The 25,056-nt window shown below is 36.5% G+C and carries 17 protein-coding genes and 1 pseudogene; 7 read left to right on the plus strand and 11 right to left on the minus strand.

Going from position 1 to position 25,056, the window contains the following annotated elements:
* Nucleotides 1-9: 9 nt before the first annotated feature.
* The 9 genes and pseudogenes from ACPUVN_RS04940 to ACPUVN_RS04980 all read right to left on the minus strand — a co-directional run bounded on the left by ACPUVN_RS04940 (nucleotide 10) and on the right by ACPUVN_RS04980 (nucleotide 15,908).
* Nucleotides 10-1,311 carry an MFS transporter gene (locus ACPUVN_RS04940; RefSeq protein ID WP_426370095.1) on the minus strand — a complete coding sequence of 434 codons (1,302 nt, stop codon included), beginning with the start codon at nucleotides 1,309-1,311 and terminating at the stop codon, nucleotides 10-12.
* Between the two features lie 496 nt (nucleotides 1,312-1,807).
* Nucleotides 1,808-2,782: an aldose epimerase family protein gene (locus tag ACPUVN_RS04945; RefSeq protein WP_426370096.1), complete on the minus strand. Its 975-nt coding sequence runs from the start codon at nucleotides 2,780-2,782 to the stop codon at nucleotides 1,808-1,810.
* 72 nt (nucleotides 2,783-2,854) lie between these two features.
* The gene (pgi, locus tag ACPUVN_RS04950) at nucleotides 2,855-4,510 is read right to left on the minus strand and encodes a glucose-6-phosphate isomerase (protein WP_426357733.1); all 1,656 of its coding nucleotides are present in this window, start codon (nucleotides 4,508-4,510) and stop codon (nucleotides 2,855-2,857) included.
* 131 nt (nucleotides 4,511-4,641) lie between these two features.
* Entirely contained in the window at nucleotides 4,642-6,660 is a 2,019-nt protein-coding gene (gene tkt / locus ACPUVN_RS04955; RefSeq protein ID WP_426357732.1) for a transketolase, read from the minus strand.
* A gap of 138 nt (nucleotides 6,661-6,798) precedes the next feature.
* Nucleotides 6,799-7,746: a transaldolase gene (gene tal, locus ACPUVN_RS04960; RefSeq protein ID WP_426357731.1), complete on the minus strand. Its 948-nt coding sequence runs from the start codon at nucleotides 7,744-7,746 to the stop codon at nucleotides 6,799-6,801.
* Nucleotides 7,747-7,902: 156 nt separating this feature from the next.
* Nucleotides 7,903-9,222: a xylose isomerase gene (gene xylA / locus ACPUVN_RS04965; RefSeq protein WP_426357730.1), complete on the minus strand. Its 1,320-nt coding sequence runs from the start codon at nucleotides 9,220-9,222 to the stop codon at nucleotides 7,903-7,905.
* 91 nt (nucleotides 9,223-9,313) lie between these two features.
* A pseudogene (xylB, locus tag ACPUVN_RS04970) lies at nucleotides 9,314-10,772 on the minus strand (xylulokinase).
* 543 nt (nucleotides 10,773-11,315) lie between these two features.
* Nucleotides 11,316-14,324 (minus strand): endo-1,4-beta-xylanase, encoded by a 3,009-nt coding sequence (locus ACPUVN_RS04975; protein WP_426370097.1) that lies wholly within the window; start codon nucleotides 14,322-14,324, stop codon nucleotides 11,316-11,318.
* Between the two features lie 492 nt (nucleotides 14,325-14,816).
* Nucleotides 14,817-15,908, minus strand: coding sequence for an alpha/beta hydrolase (locus ACPUVN_RS04980; RefSeq protein WP_426370098.1), 1,092 nt, complete (start codon nucleotides 15,906-15,908; stop codon nucleotides 14,817-14,819).
* A 411-nt stretch (nucleotides 15,909-16,319) separates the two neighbouring features.
* On the opposite strand from ACPUVN_RS04980, the gene ACPUVN_RS04985 reads away from it, so the two are divergent.
* Both ACPUVN_RS04985 and ACPUVN_RS04990 read left to right on the plus strand, forming a co-directional pair.
* Nucleotides 16,320-16,556: a DUF2789 family protein gene (locus tag ACPUVN_RS04985; protein ID WP_426357726.1), complete on the plus strand. Its 237-nt coding sequence runs from the start codon at nucleotides 16,320-16,322 to the stop codon at nucleotides 16,554-16,556.
* 138 nt (nucleotides 16,557-16,694) lie between these two features.
* Nucleotides 16,695-17,321 carry a methyltransferase family protein gene (locus ACPUVN_RS04990; protein WP_426370099.1) on the plus strand — a complete coding sequence of 209 codons (627 nt, stop codon included), beginning with the start codon at nucleotides 16,695-16,697 and terminating at the stop codon, nucleotides 17,319-17,321.
* Nucleotides 17,322-17,496: 175 nt separating this feature from the next.
* Here ACPUVN_RS04990 and ACPUVN_RS04995 read toward each other — a convergent pair whose 3' ends face one another.
* Together ACPUVN_RS04995 and ACPUVN_RS05000 are read right to left on the minus strand one after the other, a co-directional pair.
* Nucleotides 17,497-17,892 carry a universal stress protein gene (locus tag ACPUVN_RS04995; protein WP_426357724.1) on the minus strand — a complete coding sequence of 132 codons (396 nt, stop codon included), beginning with the start codon at nucleotides 17,890-17,892 and terminating at the stop codon, nucleotides 17,497-17,499.
* Nucleotides 17,893-18,222: 330 nt separating this feature from the next.
* Nucleotides 18,223-19,005 carry a ThuA domain-containing protein gene (locus ACPUVN_RS05000; RefSeq protein ID WP_426370100.1) on the minus strand — a complete coding sequence of 261 codons (783 nt, stop codon included), beginning with the start codon at nucleotides 19,003-19,005 and terminating at the stop codon, nucleotides 18,223-18,225.
* A gap of 186 nt (nucleotides 19,006-19,191) precedes the next feature.
* Here ACPUVN_RS05000 and ACPUVN_RS05005 point away from each other — a divergent pair, with 186 nt between their 5' ends.
* The 5 genes from ACPUVN_RS05005 (at nucleotide 19,192) to ACPUVN_RS05025 (ending at nucleotide 24,955) form a co-directional block, all read left to right on the plus strand.
* Nucleotides 19,192-20,160, plus strand: coding sequence for a Gfo/Idh/MocA family protein (locus ACPUVN_RS05005; RefSeq protein ID WP_426357722.1), 969 nt, complete (start codon nucleotides 19,192-19,194; stop codon nucleotides 20,158-20,160).
* Between the two features lie 155 nt (nucleotides 20,161-20,315).
* On the plus strand, nucleotides 20,316-21,710 hold the full coding sequence (locus tag ACPUVN_RS05010) for a sugar porter family MFS transporter (protein ID WP_426360568.1): 1,395 nt from the start codon (nucleotides 20,316-20,318) through the stop codon (nucleotides 21,708-21,710).
* A gap of 123 nt (nucleotides 21,711-21,833) precedes the next feature.
* Nucleotides 21,834-23,057: a glycoside hydrolase family 43 protein gene (locus ACPUVN_RS05015; RefSeq protein ID WP_426370101.1), complete on the plus strand. Its 1,224-nt coding sequence runs from the start codon at nucleotides 21,834-21,836 to the stop codon at nucleotides 23,055-23,057.
* Nucleotides 23,058-23,086: 29 nt separating this feature from the next.
* Nucleotides 23,087-23,755 carry a hypothetical protein gene (locus ACPUVN_RS05020; protein ID WP_426357720.1) on the plus strand — a complete coding sequence of 223 codons (669 nt, stop codon included), beginning with the start codon at nucleotides 23,087-23,089 and terminating at the stop codon, nucleotides 23,753-23,755.
* A 363-nt stretch (nucleotides 23,756-24,118) separates the two neighbouring features.
* Nucleotides 24,119-24,955, plus strand: a complete 837-nt coding sequence (locus ACPUVN_RS05025) for a TIR domain-containing protein (RefSeq protein WP_426370102.1) — start codon at nucleotides 24,119-24,121, stop codon at nucleotides 24,953-24,955.
* Nucleotides 24,956-25,056: the final 101 nt, after the last annotated feature.

Here is a 25,056-nt window from a genome sequence, read left to right on the forward strand (position 1 = left end):
ATAAGTTAGCTAGCTAGCTACAGCTACAGCTTCACCTTTATTCTTATTTTCTTGTGCTTCAGCCTCAGCTTTTGTTGTAGCGAAAACAGGGTACTTTCCAAGTGGAAGTAACATCAAGCTGCCTACAATAAAGATAACACCTAAGGCAACAAATGCTGTTTCATATCCGCCAGTTGCATCATAAACCGCACCTAAAATGCTCGGAGCTACAGCAGCACCTATGGCAAATGCAGCCCAAAGGTAACTATAAATTTTGCTGTAATTACGGGTACCAAAATAACGAGACGCTAAATAAGCAATAATATCAAACTCTGCACCAGCGGCTAAACCGATTAAAATTGATGAAAGGTAAGCTATTTCTATCGAAGGTGTACCCGATGCAAGTAAAAAACAAGATATTGCCGGTAATGACATTAGGATTGCAGCAACACCAGGAGCCCAAAAACGGTCTAATAATAAACCTGTAGCTATACGTCCAAAAATAACAGACAAACCAATAGTCGACATTACTGCTCCGATCATAGGTCCCGTAAAGCCTGCTCCTGCATAAAAAGCGGGCAAGTTGGGAATAGAGCCACCAATACCACATGAGATTGCCATAAAGGCGATAGCGATTAACCAGAAACGTTTGTCTGAAATCGCTTCTTTTATCGAAGGGCCATAAACATACGGGCTATCGGCACTGTTAGTATCAACAGGATCACCAGACTTATCTTTAAACATAAAGTAAACAACAGGCCAACCTATTAAAATAGGCAAACAGGCAAGCCATACAAACGTCATACGCCAGCCGTCTGCTTCAATAAACTCTGGAACAAACTTGCTAACAAGGAAACCTGTTAAACCGGTACCCATTAAAATAATACCTAGAGCTTTACCGCGATGCACATCAAAAGCGCCAACGATCACACGCGTCCAAGTAATTGGAAGTGTACCTGCGCCTGTAATACCTAAAACTAAAGCAATAGTACAATATTGCCAAACTGGACCTGTTTGTAAGGCAAAGCTAGCAAAGGCTAAAGCGAATAAAACGAGGGAGGTTAGAGCGACTCGACGTGCGCCGAACTTATCACAAATACCACCTAAAAATGGTATGGCGATAAGTACACCTAAGGTTTGAAAAATCATAGGTAATTGACTTTGTTGGCGTGTCCAACCGAACTCAGCTTCAAGGGGAGCAACAAAAAGTCCATAAGAATAAAAAGGTACTGCGGTTAAACCTACGGTAACACCAACAAATGCTGCCACAAGTAACTGCCAATTTCGTTTAAACTCACCAGCGACTTCAGTCTCAGTTTTTACGTTAGCCATATAACTTTCCTACTTTGAATTTGTTTTTAGCTTAGATTGTAATAATTAAATGTGTTGCTCTTATTAAGTGTGGCTTTGCATTTTTTACAATCTTGTTACTACAATTTTATTTTAAATAACATATAAACATATAATTATATAACAATCAAATTAACAATGACTCAAATATAAAAATAATTACTTAATAGGGAAGTAGAAATGAAGTTTATAATAAGGGGATATAAAGTAGTGATAGATTAAATAATCTTATGTAAATTGCTTATACACGTTATTTATAAAACTAGAGTCATATTCATGTGGTTAATTAGCATGAAAAGCTGATAACACTATAAATATACTTAATAGCTCTTTAAGTATCACAAAAGACAAACATAACGAAGTAACTGATATCCATCACGATATTTTATCAATAATTCATTATGCTTGATGTTTATTTTATTACGAAGTCTTTTTTTACTATTTACACTTCTTTATATAAAACAAAATTATAGAGCGGTTATTTAGACAACTTATAACAAATCACCGTTGCTAAAGGTTGTTGAGGACTTGTGAAATGAAAAGGGAAGTTAGCTTGATTAGGGCTATCAGGACAAAACTGAGGTTCTAAGCATATTCCTTGATTAGGCTTAAAAGGAGCTGTTAAGTGTAACCCCGTATAAACTTGCACTGCAGGATAGTTAGAACTCGCGTGTAATGTTAACTTCTTATCACTACTTTCTATAGAAGCATGAGGAAAGCTTGTTAACTCAGTGGTGCTATCGGTTAATGAAAGCAAAAAGTTATGATCTAGCTGCTGAGTATTGTTTTTTGACGATACTTCTCTTGCCGTTCTAAAGTCGTATTGGGTATCATCTACAACTGTTATCTCACCTGTTGGAATACATTGGTTATTAACAGGAGTGTAATGCTCACTAAAAATTTGTAAATTGTGTAGAGTCGTACTTTGCTCTTTGTTTAAATTAAAGTATGGATGAGCCGTTGGCCCTGCAATAGTCAGCTGTTCTGAGTTCACCTTAATACTGATAGTTAACTCACTCTCAGCTGATATTTCATAGATTACTTCAATATTTATATCACCAGGGAAACCGTTAAAACCATTAGTCAAAGTACAAATTAATGTGACTGAGTTTTGTGTATGCTCAATACATTGCCAAAATTGATTAGCAAAAGCATTTGCGCCACTATGAAGTAGGTTATGACCCTCATTAGCGGCTAAGTTAATTTCTTTACCGTCTATTTTACAACGCGAATTTCCAATTCTATTAGCATAGGGTCCAACAATAGCGCCCAAGTAAGACTCATCAGTAAAGTAATCTTCGAGGTTAGAATAGCCTAAAACAATATTACGGATCTCGTCATCTACTTGTGTGTGCCAACTGACTAAACGAGCGCCATAATTACTAATACAAAGACGATCATTGATGTTATCGCCTTGCTGACCCGTTATTTCATAAGTTGTAATTTGAACCATTTGCTAATTTACCTTGTTTTCTTAAAGACGACTAAAACCCAACTCAATTCAACTAAACCCAACTTGAATGGGCTAAGAGAGAGTTTTCGGTTTATTTTCCTGGAAATAACTCATCAAACCTTGTGTTGAGCTGTCGTGGTTTTCACTCACCATATTTTTAGCTAATTCAGCTTCAATATTATTAGCTAAGCCTTTCCCTAATTCTACACCCCATTGGTCGAAAGAGCATATTTGTAAAAGAATGCCTTGGGTAAATATTTTATGCTCGTATAACGCAATTAAACTACCGATAGTACGTGGTGCTATACGCTGCATTAAAATTGTATTTGAAGGACGATTACCTTTATGAACTTTGTGAGGTGCAACTTTATCGATATATTCTTGGGTATTACCCTTAGCTTTTAATTCTTCACGAATTTGTGGTTCATCAACCCCTTGCATTAAGGCTTGAGTTTGAGCAAAAAAGTTAGCCATTAAGGTTTGATGATGACCTTTAACAGGAGTTGTGCTTTCAACCGAGCCAATAAAGTCAGCAGGCACTATATTATTACTTTGATGTAAATATTGATAAAAAGCGTGTTGACCATTAATGCCAATCTCACCCCAAATGGTTGGAACAGTAGGGTAGTCGATTGAATCACCTTGCCAATTAACTGATTTACCATTACTTTCCATTTCAGCTTGCTGTAAATAAGCTGGCAGCATATGTAGTGATTGATCGTAAGGTAATATAACTTGTGATTGAGCGCCTAAGAAAGTGCAATTCCATAAACTGAGTAATGCCAAAATAACGGGTGCATTCTGTTCTAATGGAGCTTGATAAAAATGAGCATCTAGTTCGTTCGCGCCTTCTAACATTTCTACAAAGTTTTCAAAACCTAAGCTTATTGCAATCGGTAAACCGATAGCTGACCATAATGAAAAACGACCGCCAACCCAATCCCACATATCAAAAATATTTTCTTCTTCAATACCAAAGTCTTTAGCTTTTTCTTTATTAGATGATACTGCAACAAAATGTTTAGCAATTGCCGCAGGGTCAAATGAAGAAGCTACTAACCAATGCATGGCTGTTTTAGCATTTGTCATGGTTTCAGTGGTAGTAAAGGTTTTACTTGAAACAATAAATAACGTTGTTTCTGGCGTTAATGGGCGTAAAACGTTAGCTATTTGAGTACCATCAACATTAGAAACATAATGTACATTCACACTTTTATCGCTGTACTGCTCTAAGGCTTCAGTTACCATTTGTGGGCCTAAATTAGAACCACCAACACCTATGCTTACTACATCAGTAATACTTTTACCTGAATAACCTTTCCAAATACCTTGGCGCACTTTATCTGAAAATGACTTCATTTGGTTTAGAGCTTGTTGAACATCTTCATTAATGTTTTGACCATCAAGAATAATGGCTTGTTGAGATTGATTACGTAAAGCGATATGCAATACAGATCTATCTTCCGTTGGATTAATACGCTCTCCAGAAAACATCTTTTCACGCCAGCCTTCAATGTCACACTCTCTGGCCAAATCGAAAAGATTTTCCATGGTATTTTCATTGATAAGATTTTTTGAATAATCCAATAGAAATGGAGATAACTTGAGAGAAAATTCTTCAAATCTTTTAGGGTTTTGTTTAAACATGTCACCCATCCGTGCTTGCTTCATGTCTTGTGCATGCTCGACTAATGTTTGCCAGCTAGCTAATGATGTTCTTGATTGCATAGTGTATTTCCAATTTTCTTTTAAGCGTTAACAGCTTATTTAAAAAACCTGATCTCAGATTAAAAAAGAAACCACAACCTATCTTTCATAAAGAAAAATAAGTTGTAATTTCTATAGATAAAACAACATGATTAAACGGCTGTATTTTTACTTATTACGTCTAACGTGGTTTTAACAATATTGTCGGTAGTAAAACCAAAGTGGTTCAATAATTCGCTACCAGGTGCAGATTCACCAAAGGTTTTCATTCCAATGATTGCGCCATTTCTACCCGTATATTTATGCCAAAAATCAACATGAGCCGTTTCGATAGCAATAACAGATTTAACTGCGCTAGGTAATACACTTTCTTGATAGCTGTTAGATTGTTGATCAAATACGCTAGTACTTGGCATTGACACAACTCGCACATTTTTACCTTGTCCAGTTAACGTTGTAGCGGCTTCAACAGCAATACCAACTTCTGATCCTGTTGCAATAAGAATAGCGTCTGGTGTGCCAGCACAATCAACTAATACATAACCACCTTGTTCAATACTTTTAACTTGTGCATTGTTACGGTTTTGATGAGGTAAACCTTGGCGACTAAAAATTAATGCGCTTGGGCCATCTTGCTTCTGAATTGCAGCTTTCCAAGCAACTGCTGATTCAACAGCATCACATGGGCGCCAAGTTGTTAAGTTTGGAGTCATGCGTAAGTTAGCTATTTGCTCAATAGGTTGATGAGTTGGGCCATCTTCACCTTGACCAATAGAGTCGTGGGTATAAACAAAAATGTTCTGAATACCCATTAATGCCGACATACGAACTGCATTACGTGCGTATTCCATAAACATTAAGAAAGTCGCACCGTAATTGATGAAGCCGCCATGTAAAGATAAGCCATTCATAATGCCGCTCATACCAAATTCACGAACACCGTAATACAGGTAATTACCGTCAGCATCTTCAGCTGAAATGCCTTTAGAGCCAGACCACAAGGTTAAGTTAGACCCAGCTAAGTCAGCCGAACCACCTAATAACTCAGGTAATAAAGCGCCATATACACCAATAGCATTTTGCGAAGCCTTACGACTTGCTATGTTTTGAGCTTCTTTCTGACAAAGGGCAATATATTCATCAGCTTTTTGTTCAAACTGCTCAGGAAGTGCGTTGTTAAGTACACGACGATTAAATTCTTCAGCAAGCTCTGGATATTCAGCTGAGTAAGCGGCGTAAGCCATGCTCCAATTTTGTTCTGAAATGGTGCCTTTTTCTTTGTTATCCCAAGCTTTGTAAACGTCTTGTGGAATCTCGAAAGGTGCATGTGGCCAGTTTAAAAACTGACGTGTTGCTGCAATTTCTTCATCACCTAAAGGTGCGCCATGACAGTCGTGTGAACCTGATTTATTTGGCGAGCCAAAACCAATCGTGGTTTTACAACAGATCATCGTTGGTTTATCGGTAACGCTTTTAGCTTCTTCAATGGCTTTATTAATAGCAACAGGATCATGACCATCAACATCGCTGATCACATGCCAGTTGTAAGCTTCAAAACGGGCAGGGGTATTGTCAGTAAACCAACCTTCAACATGACCATCAATAGAAATACCATTGTCATCCCAAAAGGCAATTAACTTACCTAAACCTAAAGTTCCAGCTAACGAACATACCTCATGAGAAATACCTTCCATTAAACAACCATCACCTAAAAAGCAGTAGGTGTAATGATCAACAATATCCATATTAGGACGGTTAAAATGCGCCGCTAAGGTTTTTTCAGCAATCGCCATACCTACAGCATTAGAAACACCAGCACCTAATGGCCCTGTTGTGGTTTCTACGCCAACCGTATAACCATACTCAGGATGTCCCGGCGTTTTTGAGTGTAATTGTCTAAAGTGTTTTAATTCATCAATCGGTAAATCATATCCACTTAAATGCAGTAATGAATAAATTAACATTGAGCCATGCCCATTACTTAAAACGAAGCGATCTCTGTCTGCCCAATTTGGATTTGTTGGGTTGTGTTTTAGGTGATCATTCCATAATACTTCTGCAATATCTGCCATGCCCATTGGTGCGCCTGGGTGGCCGGATTTTGCTTGCTGAACTGCGTCCATAGATAATGCGCGGATAGCATTCGCTAAATGCTGTCTTGAAGACGTCATGATGAATTCCTTAAATAGGTGTCTTGTTAATTAGTTTCGCAAATGAAACCACATAACTTTTTGAAATAGTGAAATAACCTGAATATAAAATGTGGGGTATATCCAGGTTAGCTTCATTAAATGATTGAATGGTTAAACTTATAACAGTTCTGTAACCATTGCTTCTAAGATGTTTTGGTCTTTTGCAAAGTTGCGAATACCTTCAGATAACTTTTCAGTCGCCATAGCATCCTCATTATGTTGCCATGCAAAAGTTGATTGGGTTAAAGGGGTAATTGCATGACGTGATTTAACTTGTACTGTAGTAGCGTCTAACTTTGTTTGCAGCTTGCCTTCAGTATTTTGTAATTCAGTTAATAGTGCTGGCGAAATAGTTAATAAATCGCAGCCTGCGAGTTCAATTATTTCTGACGTGTTTCTAAAACTTGCACCCATAACGACGGTTTTGTAGTCATAAGTTTTGTAATATTGATAAATTTTAGTAACAGATTGAACACCTGGATCGTTTGCCCCAGTAAAATCTTTACCTTCTTTGGCTTTGTACCAATCTAAAATACGACCAACAAAAGGAGAGATAAGGGTTACATTAGCTTCAGCACAGGCTACCGCTTGAGCCATACTAAACAATAAAGTTAAGTTACAAGCAATGCCTTCTTTTTCTAATTGTTCAGCCGCTTTAATACCTTGCCAAGTAGAAGCTAGTTTTATTAAAACGCGTTCTTTAGAAATGCCTGCTTTTTCATAAAGGGCAATTAACTTACGACCTTTTTCAATACTCGCTTCTGTATCAAAAGATAGTTTAGCGTCAACTTCTGAAGAAATTCGGCCTGGTACATGCTTTAAAATCTCACAACCAAAGTTAACAATTAGTTGATCACAAACATCGTCAATATCGGCTTTACCCTTGACTGTTGACTTTGAAATAGCGTCATCAATTAAATGTTTGTATTGTGGAAGTTTTGCAGCTTGTAAAATAAGCGATGGGTTAGTGGTTGCATCAACAGGATTTAATGCTTTGATAGAGTCTACATCACCGCTATCTGCTACCACTTTAGTGACTTGTTTTAGTTGTTCAAGTAGGTTCATTTTGTTTTTTACCAGCGAACATTAAAGAGCGCGGGTTACCTCATGTTTAATGTATTTATAGTTTATTGCTAGTATTTAATTGTATTTACCACCGACCCGGGGAAAGCCGGTGGTAAACTCATTACAGCTTATTCTTACGATAAGTAAGCGTAAGTATTAAACGTAACGATTAACAATGTTTTCAAGTAATTCTTGACGACCAGAAACCTGTTTAGGGCTAATTTTTTCTTCAAGTACTAACTTAGATAAACTTTCAAGGCTTTGCTCACCAGACATGATGCTTTGACCTAGTTTACCTTTCCAACCAGCATAACGCTCGTCAACAAATTTAGTTAATGGAGCTTCTTCAATTAGCTTAGCTGCGTTAAGTAACGCTTTAGCCATAGTATCCATGCCACCAATGTGACCAATAAATAAATCATCACGTTCACATGATTGACGACGAAGTTTAGTATCAAAGTTGAATCCGCCAGTATCTAAACCGCCATTTTTCAAAATTTCATACATAACTAAAGTACATTCAGCGACATCGTTAGGGAATTGATCTGTATCCCAGCCGTTTTGCATATCGCCACGGTTAGCATCAATACTACCCATAACACCTTCTGCACATGCAACTGCAATTTCATGATGGAAGCTATGACCAGCAAGTGTTGCATGGTTAGCTTCAATGTTTACATGAACTTCACCAGCAATACCGTGCTTGTGTAAGAAACCAGCAACTGTCGCTGTATCGTAATCGTATTGATGTTTAGTAGGCTCTTGAGGCTTAGGCTCTATTAATAATTTACCTTTAAAACCAATTTTATGTTTGTGTTCAATAACCATTTTAAGGAAACGTGCGTATTGCTCGCCTTCTTGTGCAAGGTCTGTGTTTAATAATGTATCGTAACCTTCACGACCACCCCAAAGTACGTAGTTTTCACCACCTAAACGGTGTGTAACGTCCATAGCGTGTTTAACTTGTGCAGCAGCATAAGCATAAAGATCTGGGTTAGGGTTAGTTGAACCACCTGCACAAAAACGTGCATTTGAGAATAAGTTAGCTGTACCCCATAAAAGCTTAATACCAGTACGTTTCATTTCTTTTTCAAAAATACCCACAATGTGATCTACATTGTCGTGGAACTCTTGTAATGAATCGCCTTCAGGCGCGATATCTGCATCATGAAAACAAAAGTAAGGTGCACCTAGTTTTTCGAAAAATTCAAATGCAACTTTCGCTTTTTGTTCAGCAAGCTCTAATTGGTTACCTGTTGGTTGTATCCAAGGACGATCAAACGTACCTTCACCAAAAATATCAAAACCAGTTGAACAAAAGTTATGCCAGTAACATGCAGCAAAACGTAAATGTTCTTTCATCGTTTTGCCAAGTACTACTTGGTTTTCGTCATAGTAACGAAAAGCTAGTGGGTTAGTGCTATCAGCACCTTCAAATTTGATTTTGTCTACGTTGTTAAAGAATTGTTCAGTCATGGTTTTCTCCTAATTAAATTTGTTATATAAAATCTTTTGTGTAAATCAGTTATGTAAAATAAGTTTGTTAATTTAAAGCGTTAAACTCAGTCTAAAAATGTTCTTTCAAGCTAAGGTAAAGTTGCTGATATTTACGTTTTTGCGCTTGATAGTAATCACTCATGGTTTTATCCGGTTCAATAACATGAACAAGCTCACCAGCGACACAAACACTACTTGCATCGACTTTATTTGCGCCAATTTTTGCTAAACGTGCAGCACCATAAGCGGGACCTACTTCACCGCCATTGCGGTAACTTAATGGTTTATTTAAAACGCTTGCGAGGATTTTTCCCCATAGCTTGCTTCGAGATCCACCGCCGATAACTGATACTGAATCTATCTGAGTACCTGCTGCCATTAATACTTCTTGGCCATCGTTAAAGGCATACGCAATACCTTCTAATACGGCACGACCTAGTTCCGCTGCATCTGTGTTATGGCTTAAGCCAAAGAAAACACCTTGAGCATTTGGATTGTTGTGAGGTGTGCGTTCACCTGATAAATAAGGTAAGAAAATCACTGAAGAGGGCACTGAAAAATCAAGTTTTTCAACTTCGTCAAGTAAGCTTTTTTCGTCTTTGAAACCTGTCAACTGTGTCACCCAAGTTAAACAACTTGCTGCACTTAAAATAACTGACATTTGATGCCAAGTATTAGGAATACAATGACAGAAAGTATGAACAGCACTATCTGGATTTGGGTTGTAAGTTTCGTTTGCTACAAAATATACGCCCGAAGTCCCTAAAGATAAAAAGGCTTCATTTGGGTTAATAACACCTATGCCTGCAGCGCCTGCGGCATTGTCACCACCGCCAGCAATAACAGGTACTTCATTTACACCCCATTGCGCTGCGATATCTTTATTGAGGTAACCAGTAATTTCTGTACCTTCAAATAACGTAGGCATTTGATCAATCGTTAAGTCTGTCGCTGCTAGCATTTGCTCAGACCATTGTTCTTTTTTCAACATCAAGCCATAGAGTACCTGCGCTGTCAGACATGTCTGATGCAAAATCGCCTGTCATTAAAAAGCGTAAGTAATCTTTAGGTAATAATACTTTAGCTATTTTGTTAAAGTTTTCTGGCTCGTTTTCTTTTAACCAAACTAACTTAGGTGCAGTAAAACCAGGCATAGCAATGTTGCCTGTTATAGAACGCGTATTAGGTTCGCGTGCTTCAATGGTTTTACATTGTGCTTCGCTGCGTCCGTCATTCCATAAAATAGCAGGGCGGATAATCGCGTTTTTATCATCGAGTAAAGTTGCACCGTGCATTTGACCCGATAAGCCAATCGCTAGAACTGAAGATAGTGCTTCGCTGTTTTTAGCTTTTAATGTTGCTATAGCATCGTTAGTTGCTTGCCACCAATCACTCGGTTCTTGCTCAGACCATAACGGTGCAGGGCGACTAACTTCTAGTGAAGCTGATGCTTGATCAACAATCTTATCGTTGTTATCGAGTAATATAACTTTTACACCCGAAGTACCTAAATCAATTCCCAAGTACATAAAAACTCTCTAATGAAATATATTTGTTTATTTGTTAGCGCTAACATTAACATCGAGAAAATCATTTGGCAATGCTTTGATCACGAATTAATTGAAGGTTTTTATGCCTTAAAGTGTAGTTTTATCTAGTATTTAAAAGATTTTAGGTTGTAACTTGTTGTTTGTTTGACTATTTGTTGTTTAGGTTAGTTAATTTATCTTTGTGATTATTTCTTAATTTATCAGGCATAAATAATACATTTTTTTTACAGAATAAATGTTTTTATATGTGTTTTAGGGTAGCGCTAACATTTATTGTCATAAGGTTATTAGTAAACTGCAAAAATGGTTAATGCTTAGAGGGTTTATTAATGATTGTAGTGATTTAAATTTTTGGCAGAGTGTGGGATGTATTTTATAGATGGTTTATTTGTAAGTGTGGACAAAAGGTAGAAGAAAACACAAACGCTAAATATAAGTATGGGCCAGTTTTATACCAGCCCATATGTGTTTTTAGTGCGACTAACCTAGCTTAACTTAGTCGCACGGTTAAAATGTTAATATTTACTCTACAGAAGCAAGCTTAATTGAAGCATCATCTAAATACATATCAACGCCAACAGCCGCGTTAGAAAAATAAACAGATAACTCAGTTAAGTTACAATCAGGTGTAGTGAAAGTGCCACTCACTTCAGTCCATTCGTTATCTGAAACCGTAACTGCCGGACCACCATCAATATATACTGCTTCTTCACCTTCACAAGTTTGCTTTATATTAACGCTAATATCTTCACTTTCAGAACCTGCAACTCTTATCCAACCGCTCATGTCGTAAGTGGTATTTGCTGTGCCTGTTCCAAAAAAGTCATATACAGGTCCTTGCCAGTTGTTTGCACGTGAATTAACTAATGCAGACTTTTCACCCGTATGAGCAAACTCAGTACTTTCTTCAATATTTGCTCCCCACGTTGCCCAACCATTTACACCTGACTCAAACGTTGAGTTGGTAAATAGATTATCAGCATCAACAGTAATTTCACTCGTAATAGAAACACTATCAATATAAATATCTACACCAATGGCAGGGCCATCAAAGTAAACAACTGCGCTAGTAAGAACACAATCAGGTAAAACTAAACTACCGCTTAACTTAGTCCAATCGCCATTCGTAGCTGTTATCGCACCATGTTGTGTGTAAGAGGCATCTTCTTCAATATCGCCTTCACATAAGGTTTTTAAAGTAATGTTTAGTAGATCTTCTGCTGCGTTTTCAATACGTGCATAGGTAGTGATTTCATAAGTTTTACCGGTTTCAGCATAAGGCAGTAAGTTAAATACAGGTCCTTGCCAAGTGCCTGTTCTGTTACTATGTAAAGCGCTGCTATTACCTGTGTTTGCATAATTTGTAGAGCTAGATAAAGTACCGCCCCAAACTACCCAGCCGTCCGTGTTTTCTTCAAAGTCGTTGTTTGATACTAAATTAGGACCTAAGTTCTTTTCTTCTTTATGAAAAGTTACGTTATCAACATAGATGTCGATACCAACAGCAGGGCCTTCAAAATAAAGTATAGCATCGCTCATTGCACAGTTAGGTAGAGTGACTTGTCCGGCTATTAACGACCAGTCCGTTGCGTTAGCTTCTGTAGCACCCGTACCTAAGTATTTAACACCATCTGAACAGGTCGCACTTATTGTTGCTTTTACTTGAGTTGAACCTTCGCTGACTGCCGTTCTTGCAAATAATTGGTAAGTTGCACCTGACTCAACCAAACTTAAAATGTTAGTTGAAGGGCCTTGGAATTCTTGAGTACGAGAAGTGCCAACTAAGCTTTGTGAACCTGCAAATACTTTAGTGGTTGTTATGGCAACTTCAGATGAGTCGTAACCTTCCCAGCCAGAAGCATCAACTTCAAAGTCGCTGTTAGTTAAAATGTTGTCGCTGAAACCTTCAGTATCAGGTATTAACGCTTGTGGGCGAAGACTTACCGCATCTAAGTAAATATCTTCACTTGCCGCAGGGCCTTCGATAACTAGAGTAGCTGATACAAAATCACATTCAGCAATGGTTAATGTACCCGATAATTGTGTAAATTCTGTATGACTAGCAACCGCTGAATTTATAACAATTGTTTGGGCTTCTTCACCTACACATTCAAGCATTACATTGATTGAGCTTTCTAGTGTTGATTCATTAGCCGACATTACCCAAGCTTCAACGTCGTATACGTTGTTTGCCTTAAGCAAGCTTGTAATATCAATACTTGCTGTAGCTTTAGCTTCATCTGTTGCTGAAGCAATAAGAGAAGTTATGCCGTTTTGTTTGTTAACGGTTGTTCTTAGGGCTGTTTCATCTAAAGTCGTCCAGCCATCTGTAGCCACTTCAAAATTACCATTAGCAATTAAGTTTGGCATAACACCTGAAGCATCAGCTGCAATACCTACAAAACCATCAGCTAAAGCAAAGTAAGCAGGCTTTCTTTCGTAATCAGCGGTATATAAAAGTGGATCATCAGGTCCAAACTCGCCATCAATCCAGCTGTATTTATCTGTAAAGCCCCAAACAGTAACAGCGTCACAACGTTCAATGTTCATACATGCATTAACGGCACGATGGTAAACCTGTTGTTGAATCGCTAGTTTAGTTACTTGGTCCCAAGGTAAAGAAGATAAACGTACATCAATCTCACTAATATTTACGTCTAAATCTAAATCAACAAAGCGCTGAAAGTTATCTGTCATTTGTTGAGTTGAAGGCGCATTTGATGCATCTAAATGCATTTGAAAACCAACACCATGAATAGGCACTTCAGCATTTATTAGTTCAGTTACCATAGTAAATACAGCATCAGACTTCGCATTAATGTTATCTATGCTGTAATCGTTATAGAACAATTTGGCTTCTGGATCTGCTGCGTGAGCTCTAATAAAAGAATCGCCAATATAGTCTTTATCTAACTTTTCGAAGAATATTGAGTCACGATAATTTGCATCGTCACCCATAACTTCGTTTGCTACATCCCATGCATAAATTTGTCCGCTATAACGAGGAGCCGTAGCGTCGATGTGAGCATTGATCAGAGTAGTTAACTCTTCAGGTGTTACATCACTATTTACAAAGTTTGGTGCTTGGCGATGCCAAACTAAGGCGTGACCTTTAAACGCCATTTCATTTTCTTCAGCGAAAGCTATCATGCTGTCTAATGCACTAAAGTCCCACACATCAGCTGTTGAGTTTTGTATAGAGCCCCATTTACCAATGTTTTCTGGTGTTATGTAATTAAACTCAGCTTTAAGAATGTTGATGTAATCAGTTTCGTTATTAGTTAAAACACCATGACTTACTGCCGCACCCACTCTTTTATTCGCTTTATTTGCCGCTTCAATTAAATTAGTAATTAATGGCTCTGGAGGCGTTGGTGGTTGCTCTACAACTGGCGGAGTTACTGCTGGTGGTGTTGGCTGCTTTTTATCATCATCACACGCCGACAATAGTAATAGCGCTGGCGTAACGAAGAGCGTTGTCTTTAATGCGGTAGACTTAAAGAACTTCATTTTATTATTTATTAGATTCATTTATATTTCCTGAAATACATTATTGAAGAATTTGTTATTTATAGAAAAGTAACTTTTTATTTATAGTATTTATGTTTAATTAGGTTTTGGTCGAATAAACCATAACCTAATTGTAAACTAGACTATTTGGTATTGATTGACAATATAATTAGTTATTTAAATGCTGAAGAAACGAAAGGATTGGTTATAAATCAGAGGTGATTTATAGTTAATTAATACAGCTTTTAGGGAACGTTGAAAGTGCAGGAATTATATTTATATCAATGCGTTGAGTTATATTAATGTTTAGGGGTGTTAAGGTTTAAGAGAGAATAAGTAACAAAGGAAATAAGTAATAAGGCGAGTCAATATTGAAGTTGTGGATCTCTAGGTTTTAAAAATCAATCCACTGAACTGGCATTAATTGAGTTGGCTTTAGTGAGTTCAGATCACATTCAATTTAGCTCAAGTTCAGGAATCAAAATTATGTATTAAAACTTTATAATAGAATTACTAAAGCAAGCGGTAACAATTAATACTGCTTATATATTCTAAGTCTCTCTCAACTGTTAGCCCGTTAAACATTTGGTGGAAAACCGCTTTAAGTTTTGCATTTTTATTTACACTGCTGCCTTTAAAATAACTGTGATTTGATCCAACTTCGCCAGCTTCTGTTACATCTATATAAACAGCATTTCCACTATTTAGTTTTTTAAGATAATGACCTAAACGTGCGCGTTGCTGCTTGCCTGGTTTTATTCTTGAGGCTTTTAAAGCTGAATCATCTTCGTTAATTACAATATATACGCGTTTACGTACATCAAGACTTTCAACCCAGTTGGCATGATTTTCATTATTGGTATCTGCAGAGACAAGACAGATGTTGTCGAATACAAGATCTGACGTGGCATTATCACTGGTCATTAACGAATGTTTTAGTAAATAGTTACCCATGCTGTGGCACAGTAAGTTTATTTTAACGACACAAGACTTATTAACTAATTCACTGTAAAGAGAAGCGGCTGCCATAGGGTTAGCATTATCGTGATATTTAGCATCTACCTTAGTTCTAATTTCAGTTAATGCAGCTTCGGTAAGTAGGGCGTGATAATAACTGATTTTTCCTACAAATCGATTGATGGCACCAGAAGATGCGCGTGCGTCAGATTTATCACTAAGATATGAAGCAGTACCTGAAATAGCGCCACCACCGTTAGCTGGCCAAGTAAAAGGTACAACAATAACATTGTATAGCTTTTCAATTTCATCAGCGGTTTTTAATACATCGCCCACATCGTTGTTATAACCATGAATAAAAAATAAAATAGATTTACGTTCGGTGCGGGCTTGTTCAAATAAGTTACAGGCAACCGTTAACGAGCCGTACCAGTCTTTGGAGGTATCAATATTTAAATGATATTTGCTTTTAAGTCTTTCTACTTCTTGTACTGAAAGCTTGTCGTCTACACTGTTGGTAGACCAACCCGTACCTTGTTTAGAAACTTCAATTGCGCGTAATTCATTGGGACCAAATGGGCTAGGTGTTTTACCAAAAACACTTAATCCTTTGCCTTTTTTAATGACTCTGTTTGTTATTAAATACATAGTGTTCACCATTGAGTTGAGTGTCTAATTTCCCATACATCAACCGTAAAACAAGTACTTATTATCAGTTATTGGAATAGATCTTAATTTTGTTGTTAATTATATTTTCTAAATAAAATTAACCAATGCGTAGATATAATCTACCGTCAATATTTAAAAAACAATAGCTGATAACGTTTACGCCTAATTAACCATGCTATTGATATAAAATTAGGTATAAAAACTTATTACAAATCAAGGTAACGATAATAACAGTGACGTTAAGGCTTTCCATGTTTAGTCAGTTATGAAATGGTAGGTTGTTGCTTAGCGCTTTTCGGACTTAATATTGTACAAGTTTCAAATTAATGTGTTTTTGATGCTATCAACTTATTAATAAAAAGAAATTATAAGAATATTTGGGGATTTATCATGAAAGCACATAATCGTTCTTTACATAATTTATTTGAACAACTAGGTTTAGCCAGTACCAAAGAAGCCATGGAAACTTTTATTACAAATCATGCACCATTAGATAGTGATGTTGCACTTAGCCAAGCTGAATTTTGGACACCGTATCAATCTGCTTTTATAAAAAAATCAAAAGATGATGATTCAAACTGGGCTGAAATAGTAGCACAATTAGATATTTTGCTACGTGATCCATAGTAAAAGCCTCTAGTAATCCATTTTCTCGCTACTTTACTGAAATACTAAGTGATTTTTGTTGTTTGCACTACTATAGTCAACAATCACAGCTTCATTCTATACATTAGCTTAAAGCTAATTCATCGTTAAGGATAATTAATGAATTTTATTGAATCACCTTCAGCAATCATCGAATTTGCACGTATTTATCTTGCTATATTTTATTCATGTGTTGCTCTTTTTTATACGGTAAAAATTATTATTACTCAGAAGAATGAATTAGTGGAATTGGTACACTCTGGTGAGCGATTTTCCTCAACTTGGTGGAATCATATGACGTTCCGTTTCTTTAGAGCGAGTATATGGTTGATATGTTTAAGTAGAGTATTTTATGAGGGACTTGATAATTACTTAATCATATTAACGCCTTTACAAGCTTTCCCTATCATTTTACTAGGACTTATCTTAATGACGGTGGGTTTTAGTATGACAGTTGTTATTCACCTGAGCATGGGAAATAAATGGCGATCAGGAATAGACACTGCTGGGCCTCAACAACTCATCACTGACGGCTATTTTAAACGTTCGCGTAATCCTATTTTTGCATGTATCGTTGTTTCTCAAATTGGTTTCTTCCTAGCTCTACCTTCTGTTTTCACCTTAATTTGTTTATTGATAGGTGTACTTATGTTGCACAGACAAATCCTGTCTGAAGAACAGCACTTAACAACGCTATTTGCTAATGAATATAAAACATATGCTACGGATGTACGTCGTTGGTTTTAACTGAATGTCACTGCCTATAAGACTTATGGTGTTTATGCAGGCTTGTGATGTTTGTATGAGTAGGAGAAGGGATTTAAATACTTAACATGTAATAAGAAACTATCATCATAATAGTTTCTTATTATTTTATTACACTTAGCTTTTAATGAGTTGCACTTAAGTTATCTTGCCTTAACTAAATTCTTAACAACGACACATCGCATTTCGCATAGTTAGCTACACCATTTGCAGTAGAACCGATTAACGCCTGAATACCTTTTTTAGAATGCGTACCTAACATAATTAAATCAGCACCTTTCTTCTCGGCCAACATACAAATTTGTTCATAAGGTTTACCAAACTTAACCGATACATTTTTCTTCGAAATACCTAAAGCTTCAGTCATTGACTCCATCTTAGGTAATGTTTTTTCTTTTAATTCTTTTTGATAATCTTTAGGTAGTAAGGCATAAGGAATAATATGAGTAACAAACAATTTAGCATCACATAAAAGTGCAAATTCTTGAGCTTTTGCAAGCACGGCTTCACCTTCTTTACTCGCTTCAATTGCGCAAATAATCGTTTTATACATAGACTTTTTCCTTAATTAATTTCTGTTGGATTCAGGTTACTTATAAAGTATAGACACAAAAAACGTATTAGATAAAACGAATAGATGTAAACAGATAATACATAACTAAACGATTAATACATGTTAGGTTTTCGAGCGTTTTTTATAATAAATAACCGATGCGTTTAATATTCCATAAAGCTAAAGTTTTAGAAAGGGGTAGACCGATAAACTCGCAGGATGTTTGATCTACATCTAACTATTCGAGAGGTTGATGGTTTAATTTTAATACCTTACCGATAAAGTAAGGTATTAAAAATGAGCTTGGATCATGATGTTTCTAGATCAGCCTTACTCCAATATCCCTTTACCTGTCGCTGCCCAATATATTCCGCCGTACAAATGCTGTTTAAATATAGGGTTATTATGAACTGCGTTTATGTGCCCTAAAGCAGTATAAAACGAACGACCACCATCAAAATTTTGATACCAAGCGATAGGGTGAAACTCTCCCATGCCATCGCCTGTTCCACCATTTCCCCAATCTGAATGGGCGCTATAGCTTTTCTCATCAACCGTTAGCAGGTAGTTTAAATTTTTGCTGTTTTCATCGCCGAAATCGTACCATTCATCTGTCCATAAAATATTATTGGGTACTTGGTTCATCCCAGGGAATTTAGTGTTAACGACATTCAGTCTAGCGGTTTGAACTATAGGATGAATAACAAATGTTCTGCCGACTAATTTTTGAAACCAAGGCCACTCGTATTCAGTATCTGAAGCGCTATGAATCCCCACAAAACCTTTTCCTGATTGTATGTAACGCGTAAAGGCTGCTTGTTGCTCTTCGTTAAGCACGTCACCTGTTGTCATCATAAAAATAACCACATCTATGTCAGCTAAAAACTTATCATTAAAATGCGAAGCGTCTTCGTGCCATACCATATTGAAATGATGTTCTTTTGCGAGTGCTTCAATATTGGCGACACCTGCAGGTATTGCTTTATGGTGCCAGCCGCTAGTTTTAGTAAAAAGTAATACGTTAAATTGTTGTGCAACTGTTACTGCTGAAAATAAGCTTACAAACATAAAGATGAGTATTAGACATTGAATTTTTATCCCACTTGTTTTCATATTTTTAGCACCTTATAGTTTCTTATTTAATAAATAATGTTATAGTTATTTTGACAATAACATGACTTTAAAACCAAGTCATTGTTAATGATTAAAAATATATACTAAAGATTTTAATCAATATTAGCTTAACCTGAATTTGGGTTATATATTTACGTTCTATTTATGTGCAGTAGAGGAAATAGTATGCAAGGCGAAAAATTACGTTGGGGAATTATCAGTACTGGCAACATAGCCAGTGACTTTTGTGCTGATATGGCTTTTGTTGAAAACGGAGAACTTGCTGCTGTAGGTTCAAGAAATATTGATAGTGCACATGCTTTTGCCGACAAATACAACATTACTAATGCCTATGCTGATTACCAGTCTGTTTATGATGATCCTAACGTTGATATTATTTATATAGCAACGCCTCACAACTTTCATTTTGAAAATGTACGTGATGCATTAATGGCGGGTAAACATGTTGTTTGCGAAAAACCTATCACGGTAAGTAGTGAAGAAAGTCAGCAACTATTCGATTTAGCAAAACAAAAACAAGTATTTTTAATGGAAGCCATGTGGACATATTTTCTCCCTGCCATTATCAAAGCACAACAATGGATAGCAGAAGGGCGCATTGGTAAAGTTAAACAGATCAAAGCTGACTTTGGTTACCCTATGCCGTATCAACTAGAGTCACGAGTTTACAGAGAAGACTTAGCTGGCGGTTGTTTGTTAGATATGGGCATTTATCCTTTAGCTATTTCAACCTTGTTTACAGACGCCGAACTAGATAACTTTTATGTTAAACCACAGTTTGCCCCTAATGGCGTTGAAGATGATTTAGTGATGTTAGCGAACGCCGGTGATGTTCATCTAACACTAGGTACATCGTTCCAATGTAAGCTACATAACTGGGCTATTATTATTGGTGAAAAAGGCTCGGTAGTTATCCCTGACTTTTGGCGAGCTAAGACTTGCGAGCTATATCATTCAGATAATTTAGTTGATAGCTTTCAAGATGATCGCCAAAGTATCGGTTTAAATTACGAAGCACAAGCGGCAGGTGAAGCGGTTTTAGCTAATAAGTTAGAACATCCAAATATGCCTCACGCAGTTAGCCAACAATTACAAAAACAAATGGAAGCCATAAGAAGTACATATAAAAAATAGTAATAAACAGATCATAAAAATAAGCTGGCGCTAAAGCCACTAATAACAATTATAAAAGTTTAAAAAAAGATCGATTAACGATCGGGGATATTTAAATGTTAAACAATAACCAAACGTCAAATGGTGTTGAAGGTTTTGCCGATAAAGAACTTGTGATGAAAGAAAATAAGTTCTTTATCTTTCTAATCTGTGTTGTTGCAACCATAGGTGGTTTTCTCTTTGGTTTCGACAGTGGTGTTATTAATGGTACTGTTGACGGATTAAGGTTAGCTTTTAATTCAGATAGTGTGGGCACAGGGTTTAACGTAGCAAGTATGTTGCTAGGTTGTGCTATTGGTGCTTTTGTTGCAGGCAGCTTGGCTGATAAGTTAGGTCGTAAAACTATACTGATTATTACCGCGGTATTATTCATTGTAAGTGCTTATGGTTCAGGTGTTTCAATTAGCTCTTTCGAGTTTGTTATTTACCGTATTATTGGTGGTTTTGCTGTAGGTGCGGCATCTGTATTAGCTCCTGCTTATATTAGTGAAATTGCACCTGCGAAGTATCGCGGTACGTTAACAACTATTCAGCAAGTGGCTATTATTTCTGGTTTGTTTTCGGCGTTTGTTAGTAACTATTATTTAGCTGATATTGCTGGTGTTTCAACGGCTGTTTTATGGATGAAATTTGAAGCTTGGCGTTGGATGTTTTGGATAGAACTATTACCCGCTTTAGTGTTTTTATTCGCTTTATTATTTATACCTGAAAGCCCTCGTTTTTTAGTATTAAAACAACGTGACAATCAAGCTTTAACCGTTCTAAAACGTTTATATGGTGCAGAATACGCACAACATAAACTGAGCGAAATTCAAGCGTCATTTAACGAACATAATCATCAACCAACTTTTAAAGACTTATTAAATAAAAAAACGGGTGGAGTTCGTAAAGTTGTTTGGGTTGGACTTGGCTTAGCCACATTACAGCAGCTAGTAGGCATTAACGTTGTATTTTATTATGGTGCAATACTTTGGCAAGCTGTTGGTTTTTCAGAGTCAGACGCTTTACTGATTAACATCTTAAGTGGTGGTGTAAGTATTGCCGCATGTTTTATCACTATGTACTACATCGACAAAATAGGCAGAAAACCTTTACTGCTTATTGGTTCAATAGGTATGACCATCACTCTTACTACTTTAGTTGCGTCTTTCATTACAGCGGATGTAGATGCATCAGGTAACTTGATTTTAGGCTCTATGGGTGTTGTTGCTTTGGTTTCAGCAAACGCTTATGTGTTCTTTTTCAATCTTTCATGGGGCCCCGTAATGTGGGTATTGTTAGGTGAAATGTTCCCTAACCAAGTGCGTGGCTTAGGTTTAGCGGTAAGTGGATTTACTCAATGGACAGCCAACTTCGCTGTAACCATGATGTTTCCTATCATGCTTGGTTCAATTGGCTTAGCTGCAGCGTATAGCTTTTATGCTCTGTTTGCTGGCCTTTCAGTTATCTTCGTTCTTAAATTTGTGAACGAAACCAAAGGTAAAGAGCTAGAACAAATGGATGGCTTATAACCTCTTTTTGAAAAGCTTTATCAGCCTTTAAAAACCCTTATTAAATAACTTAGTAAGACATAAAAATGAGTAAATTAATTTTTATGTCTACTAGATTTTTTCGCCCAAAAATCGGAGGAACGTATGAAAATAAAAAACCATCCCGTTAAACCTTTTAGTAAAATAGCTGTTTTGTCTCAAACAGTTGCACACACTATTCCTGTTAAATTAGCAGTAGGACTAACATTAGCTTTAACAATAAGCTTAAGTGTTAATTCAAACGCTATGAGCACTGAAAAACCTTTAGTTGAAGCCGATAACGCACATAAAAAAAGTATGCATCATCAGCTTAAAAGTCATCTGCCTGAAGCCTTATTCCCTCAAAAGCCGCTAGTTACACACATGTATACGGCAGATCCTTCCGCTCATGTATTTAACGGTAAGTTATATATTTATCCGTCTCACGATATTGAGAGTGGTGTGGTTAGAAACTCATCTGGCGGACATTTTGATATGCGTGATTATCACGTGTTCTCAATTGATACAGTGAATGAAAACACTCAATCTAAAGTTGTTGATCACGGACAAGCCTTACATGTAGATCAAGTTCCTTGGGCAACTAAACAAATGTGGGCGCCAGATGCTGCTGAAAAAGACGGTAAGTATTATTTATATTTTCCAGCCAAAGACAAAGACGACATTTTTAGAATAGGTGTAGCAACTGCCGATACGCCAACAGGTCCATTTGTGCCAGAAGCTGAGCCAATTGAAAATGCTTACAGTATTGACCCTTCTGTGTTTCAAGATGACGATGGCTCATATTACTTATACGTTGGCGGTATTATGGGTGGACAATTACAACGTTGGCAAACAGGCAGTTACGTTGAAGAAGATAAATATCCTGCTGATAACGAACCTGTTTATATGCCTAAAATAGCTAAGTTAAATGCTGATATGAAAAGCTTAGCGCAACCATTACAAGACGTTGTGCTTCAAGACGAATTTGGCAAACCTATTCTACAAGGTGACTTTGATCGCAAGTTTTTTGAAGCTGCTTGGGTACATAAAATTAAAAACACCTACTATTTTAGCTATTCAACAGGTCATTCACGTTTTATTCAATACGGCACATCAAAAAGCCCATACGGACCATTTACTTGGAAAGGCAAAGTACTTGAGCCGGTTTTAGGTTGGACTAATCATCACTCAATCGCCGAGTTCGAAGGTAAATGGTATTTATTCTTTCATGACACCTCGCTAAGTGGCGGAAAAACCCATTTACGTAATATCAAAATGGTTGAGTTAATTCATAATCCTGACGGAACTATTCAAACGGTTGATGCTTATTTAGGAGAGATCAGCGAATGATTTATTTTAATGAAACACGAGGAAAGCAAATGAAGAGTTCACTTTTAATGGCTGTAATTATTTTAGCTGGCTTTGGTTGTTCACAAGCTGAGAAAGCAACTAGCAAAGTAGAAGAAGAGTCAACAATCAGTTTACAAACCCAAGCTCTTACTAAAACAGGGAAAGCTGAAATAGCCACTAATGCTTATACAATGAATAGTCAGGCGTTAACGGATCTAAGCGATATTATAAATTTACCTAATGTAGAAAAAGTACTTATCGCCAATAGCGACTTTACTTTACATAAACAAAGCTTAAGCCATGCAACATTTTATGATGACCCAAAAACTGACTCACTAGGAATAGATGCCGCTAATCTAGATTTCAGAACACAATATGCAATAGCGACTTACACTTTAGGTGCGGAAGAAGAGGGTAGATTCGAACTTGGTTTCGTATCTTTATCTGAATTTGATGGCGAAAGTCACTACAAGCTGTTTTTAAATGATGAGTTAGTCGGTGATTTTACCAATCCAAGAACAGAGCTAGATTTTCATGAAGTGTATTTCAAAACAGGAACAGTTTTTTCTTTAAAAGCGGGCGACGAAATAAAAGTTGAAGCCATTGTTGCCTCAAATGGTTTAATACCTGAAGATGGAGCTTACGCTTGGGCAAGAGGACGATGGAGAGCCGTTACTTTAATAACGGGCGAGAAGTAATCTTCTGTTCACGTTAGTTAATTTTTTAAGAAAGTAATCGTAAAACTACATATAAAAGCTGTTTATTATTTTGAGCATAACCAATGTTTTTATCATGGTTTTGGTTTAGCTAATAAGCAGCTACTTCTAATATCTTTCTATATAGCCACCTCTTAATTATCTATAAAACTACTACTTAAAATAATTCATAAATAAGTTAAACAATTAATGTTGTTGTGTTTTTAAATGATTGATTAGTAATCAGAATTAATTTAGTCTCGATAACAATGAAAAAGAATAGGGTGAGGAAACCTTTGTTGAAAGGTGACTTTAAGCCTTTTATTAAGTTGTTAGTTGTCAACAGACATGGAGATATAGTGAAAGATGAGTAAACCTAGAATATTCATAGGCTCTTCAGTAGAGAGTTTACCTATAGCTGATGCAATAGGTGAAAACTTAGAGTTTGATGCTGAAGTTACTATCTGGCGCAGCGGCACATTTAACCTGTCTAGTAACACGTTAGATGATCTTATTTTAAAATCTAAATCTGTAGATTTTTCCGCTTTTATATTTTCTCCTGATGACTTGGCAATTATGCGTTCAAGGGAACAGTACGTTGTTAGAGATAATGTACTTTTTGAACTTGGATTATTTATTGGTTCTATTGGCAAGGATAGATGCTTTATCATAAAGCCTCGAAATGTAGAGTTACACTTTCCAAGTTACTTACTTGGTATAACTCCTACCGATTATGATCCAAACCGTTCCGATGATAATTTAACTTCATCGTTAACCTATGCTTCAACTCAAATAAAAAGGGAAATGAATAATAAGGGAGTGTTTCATGAAATTAATACACCTAAAGTTCAAAAACTTGATTTAAATAATGTGTTAAATGAGTTGTCAGAGAAAGATCTCATTATTTTAGGCTCGTTATTAGAAAGTTATAATAACGATGTAGAGGGCTGTATAAGTTGGGATTTACCAAATAAGATTCAACAGGATATACCATCAGCAAGTTTGAACCTTGCAATAGTTAAACTACAAAGAGTTGGTTTAATTGAAAAGGAAAATGGTAGTGACTTTAATGGCAATGATTATTTTACTTATCGATTAACAGATTATGGTGTCGATATTTGTTTAAAAAATGAAAGAAAAATCACTGAACTTTTTGCACCTAAATCACATCAAGGTTATATACAGAAAGCTCCAAAGCTTTGATATAACTTAAAGTGAAGTTAATTAATTACTTAAACAGACAAAACAGTTGTTTATACTTAATTTCTAACTATTTTATTTAGCCATTAAGCCTTTTTAGAAGG

It is taken from the genome of Pseudocolwellia antarctica, from assembly GCF_049933045.1.
In the GTDB taxonomy this organism is placed as follows: Bacteria; Pseudomonadota; Gammaproteobacteria; order Enterobacterales; family Alteromonadaceae; genus Pseudocolwellia.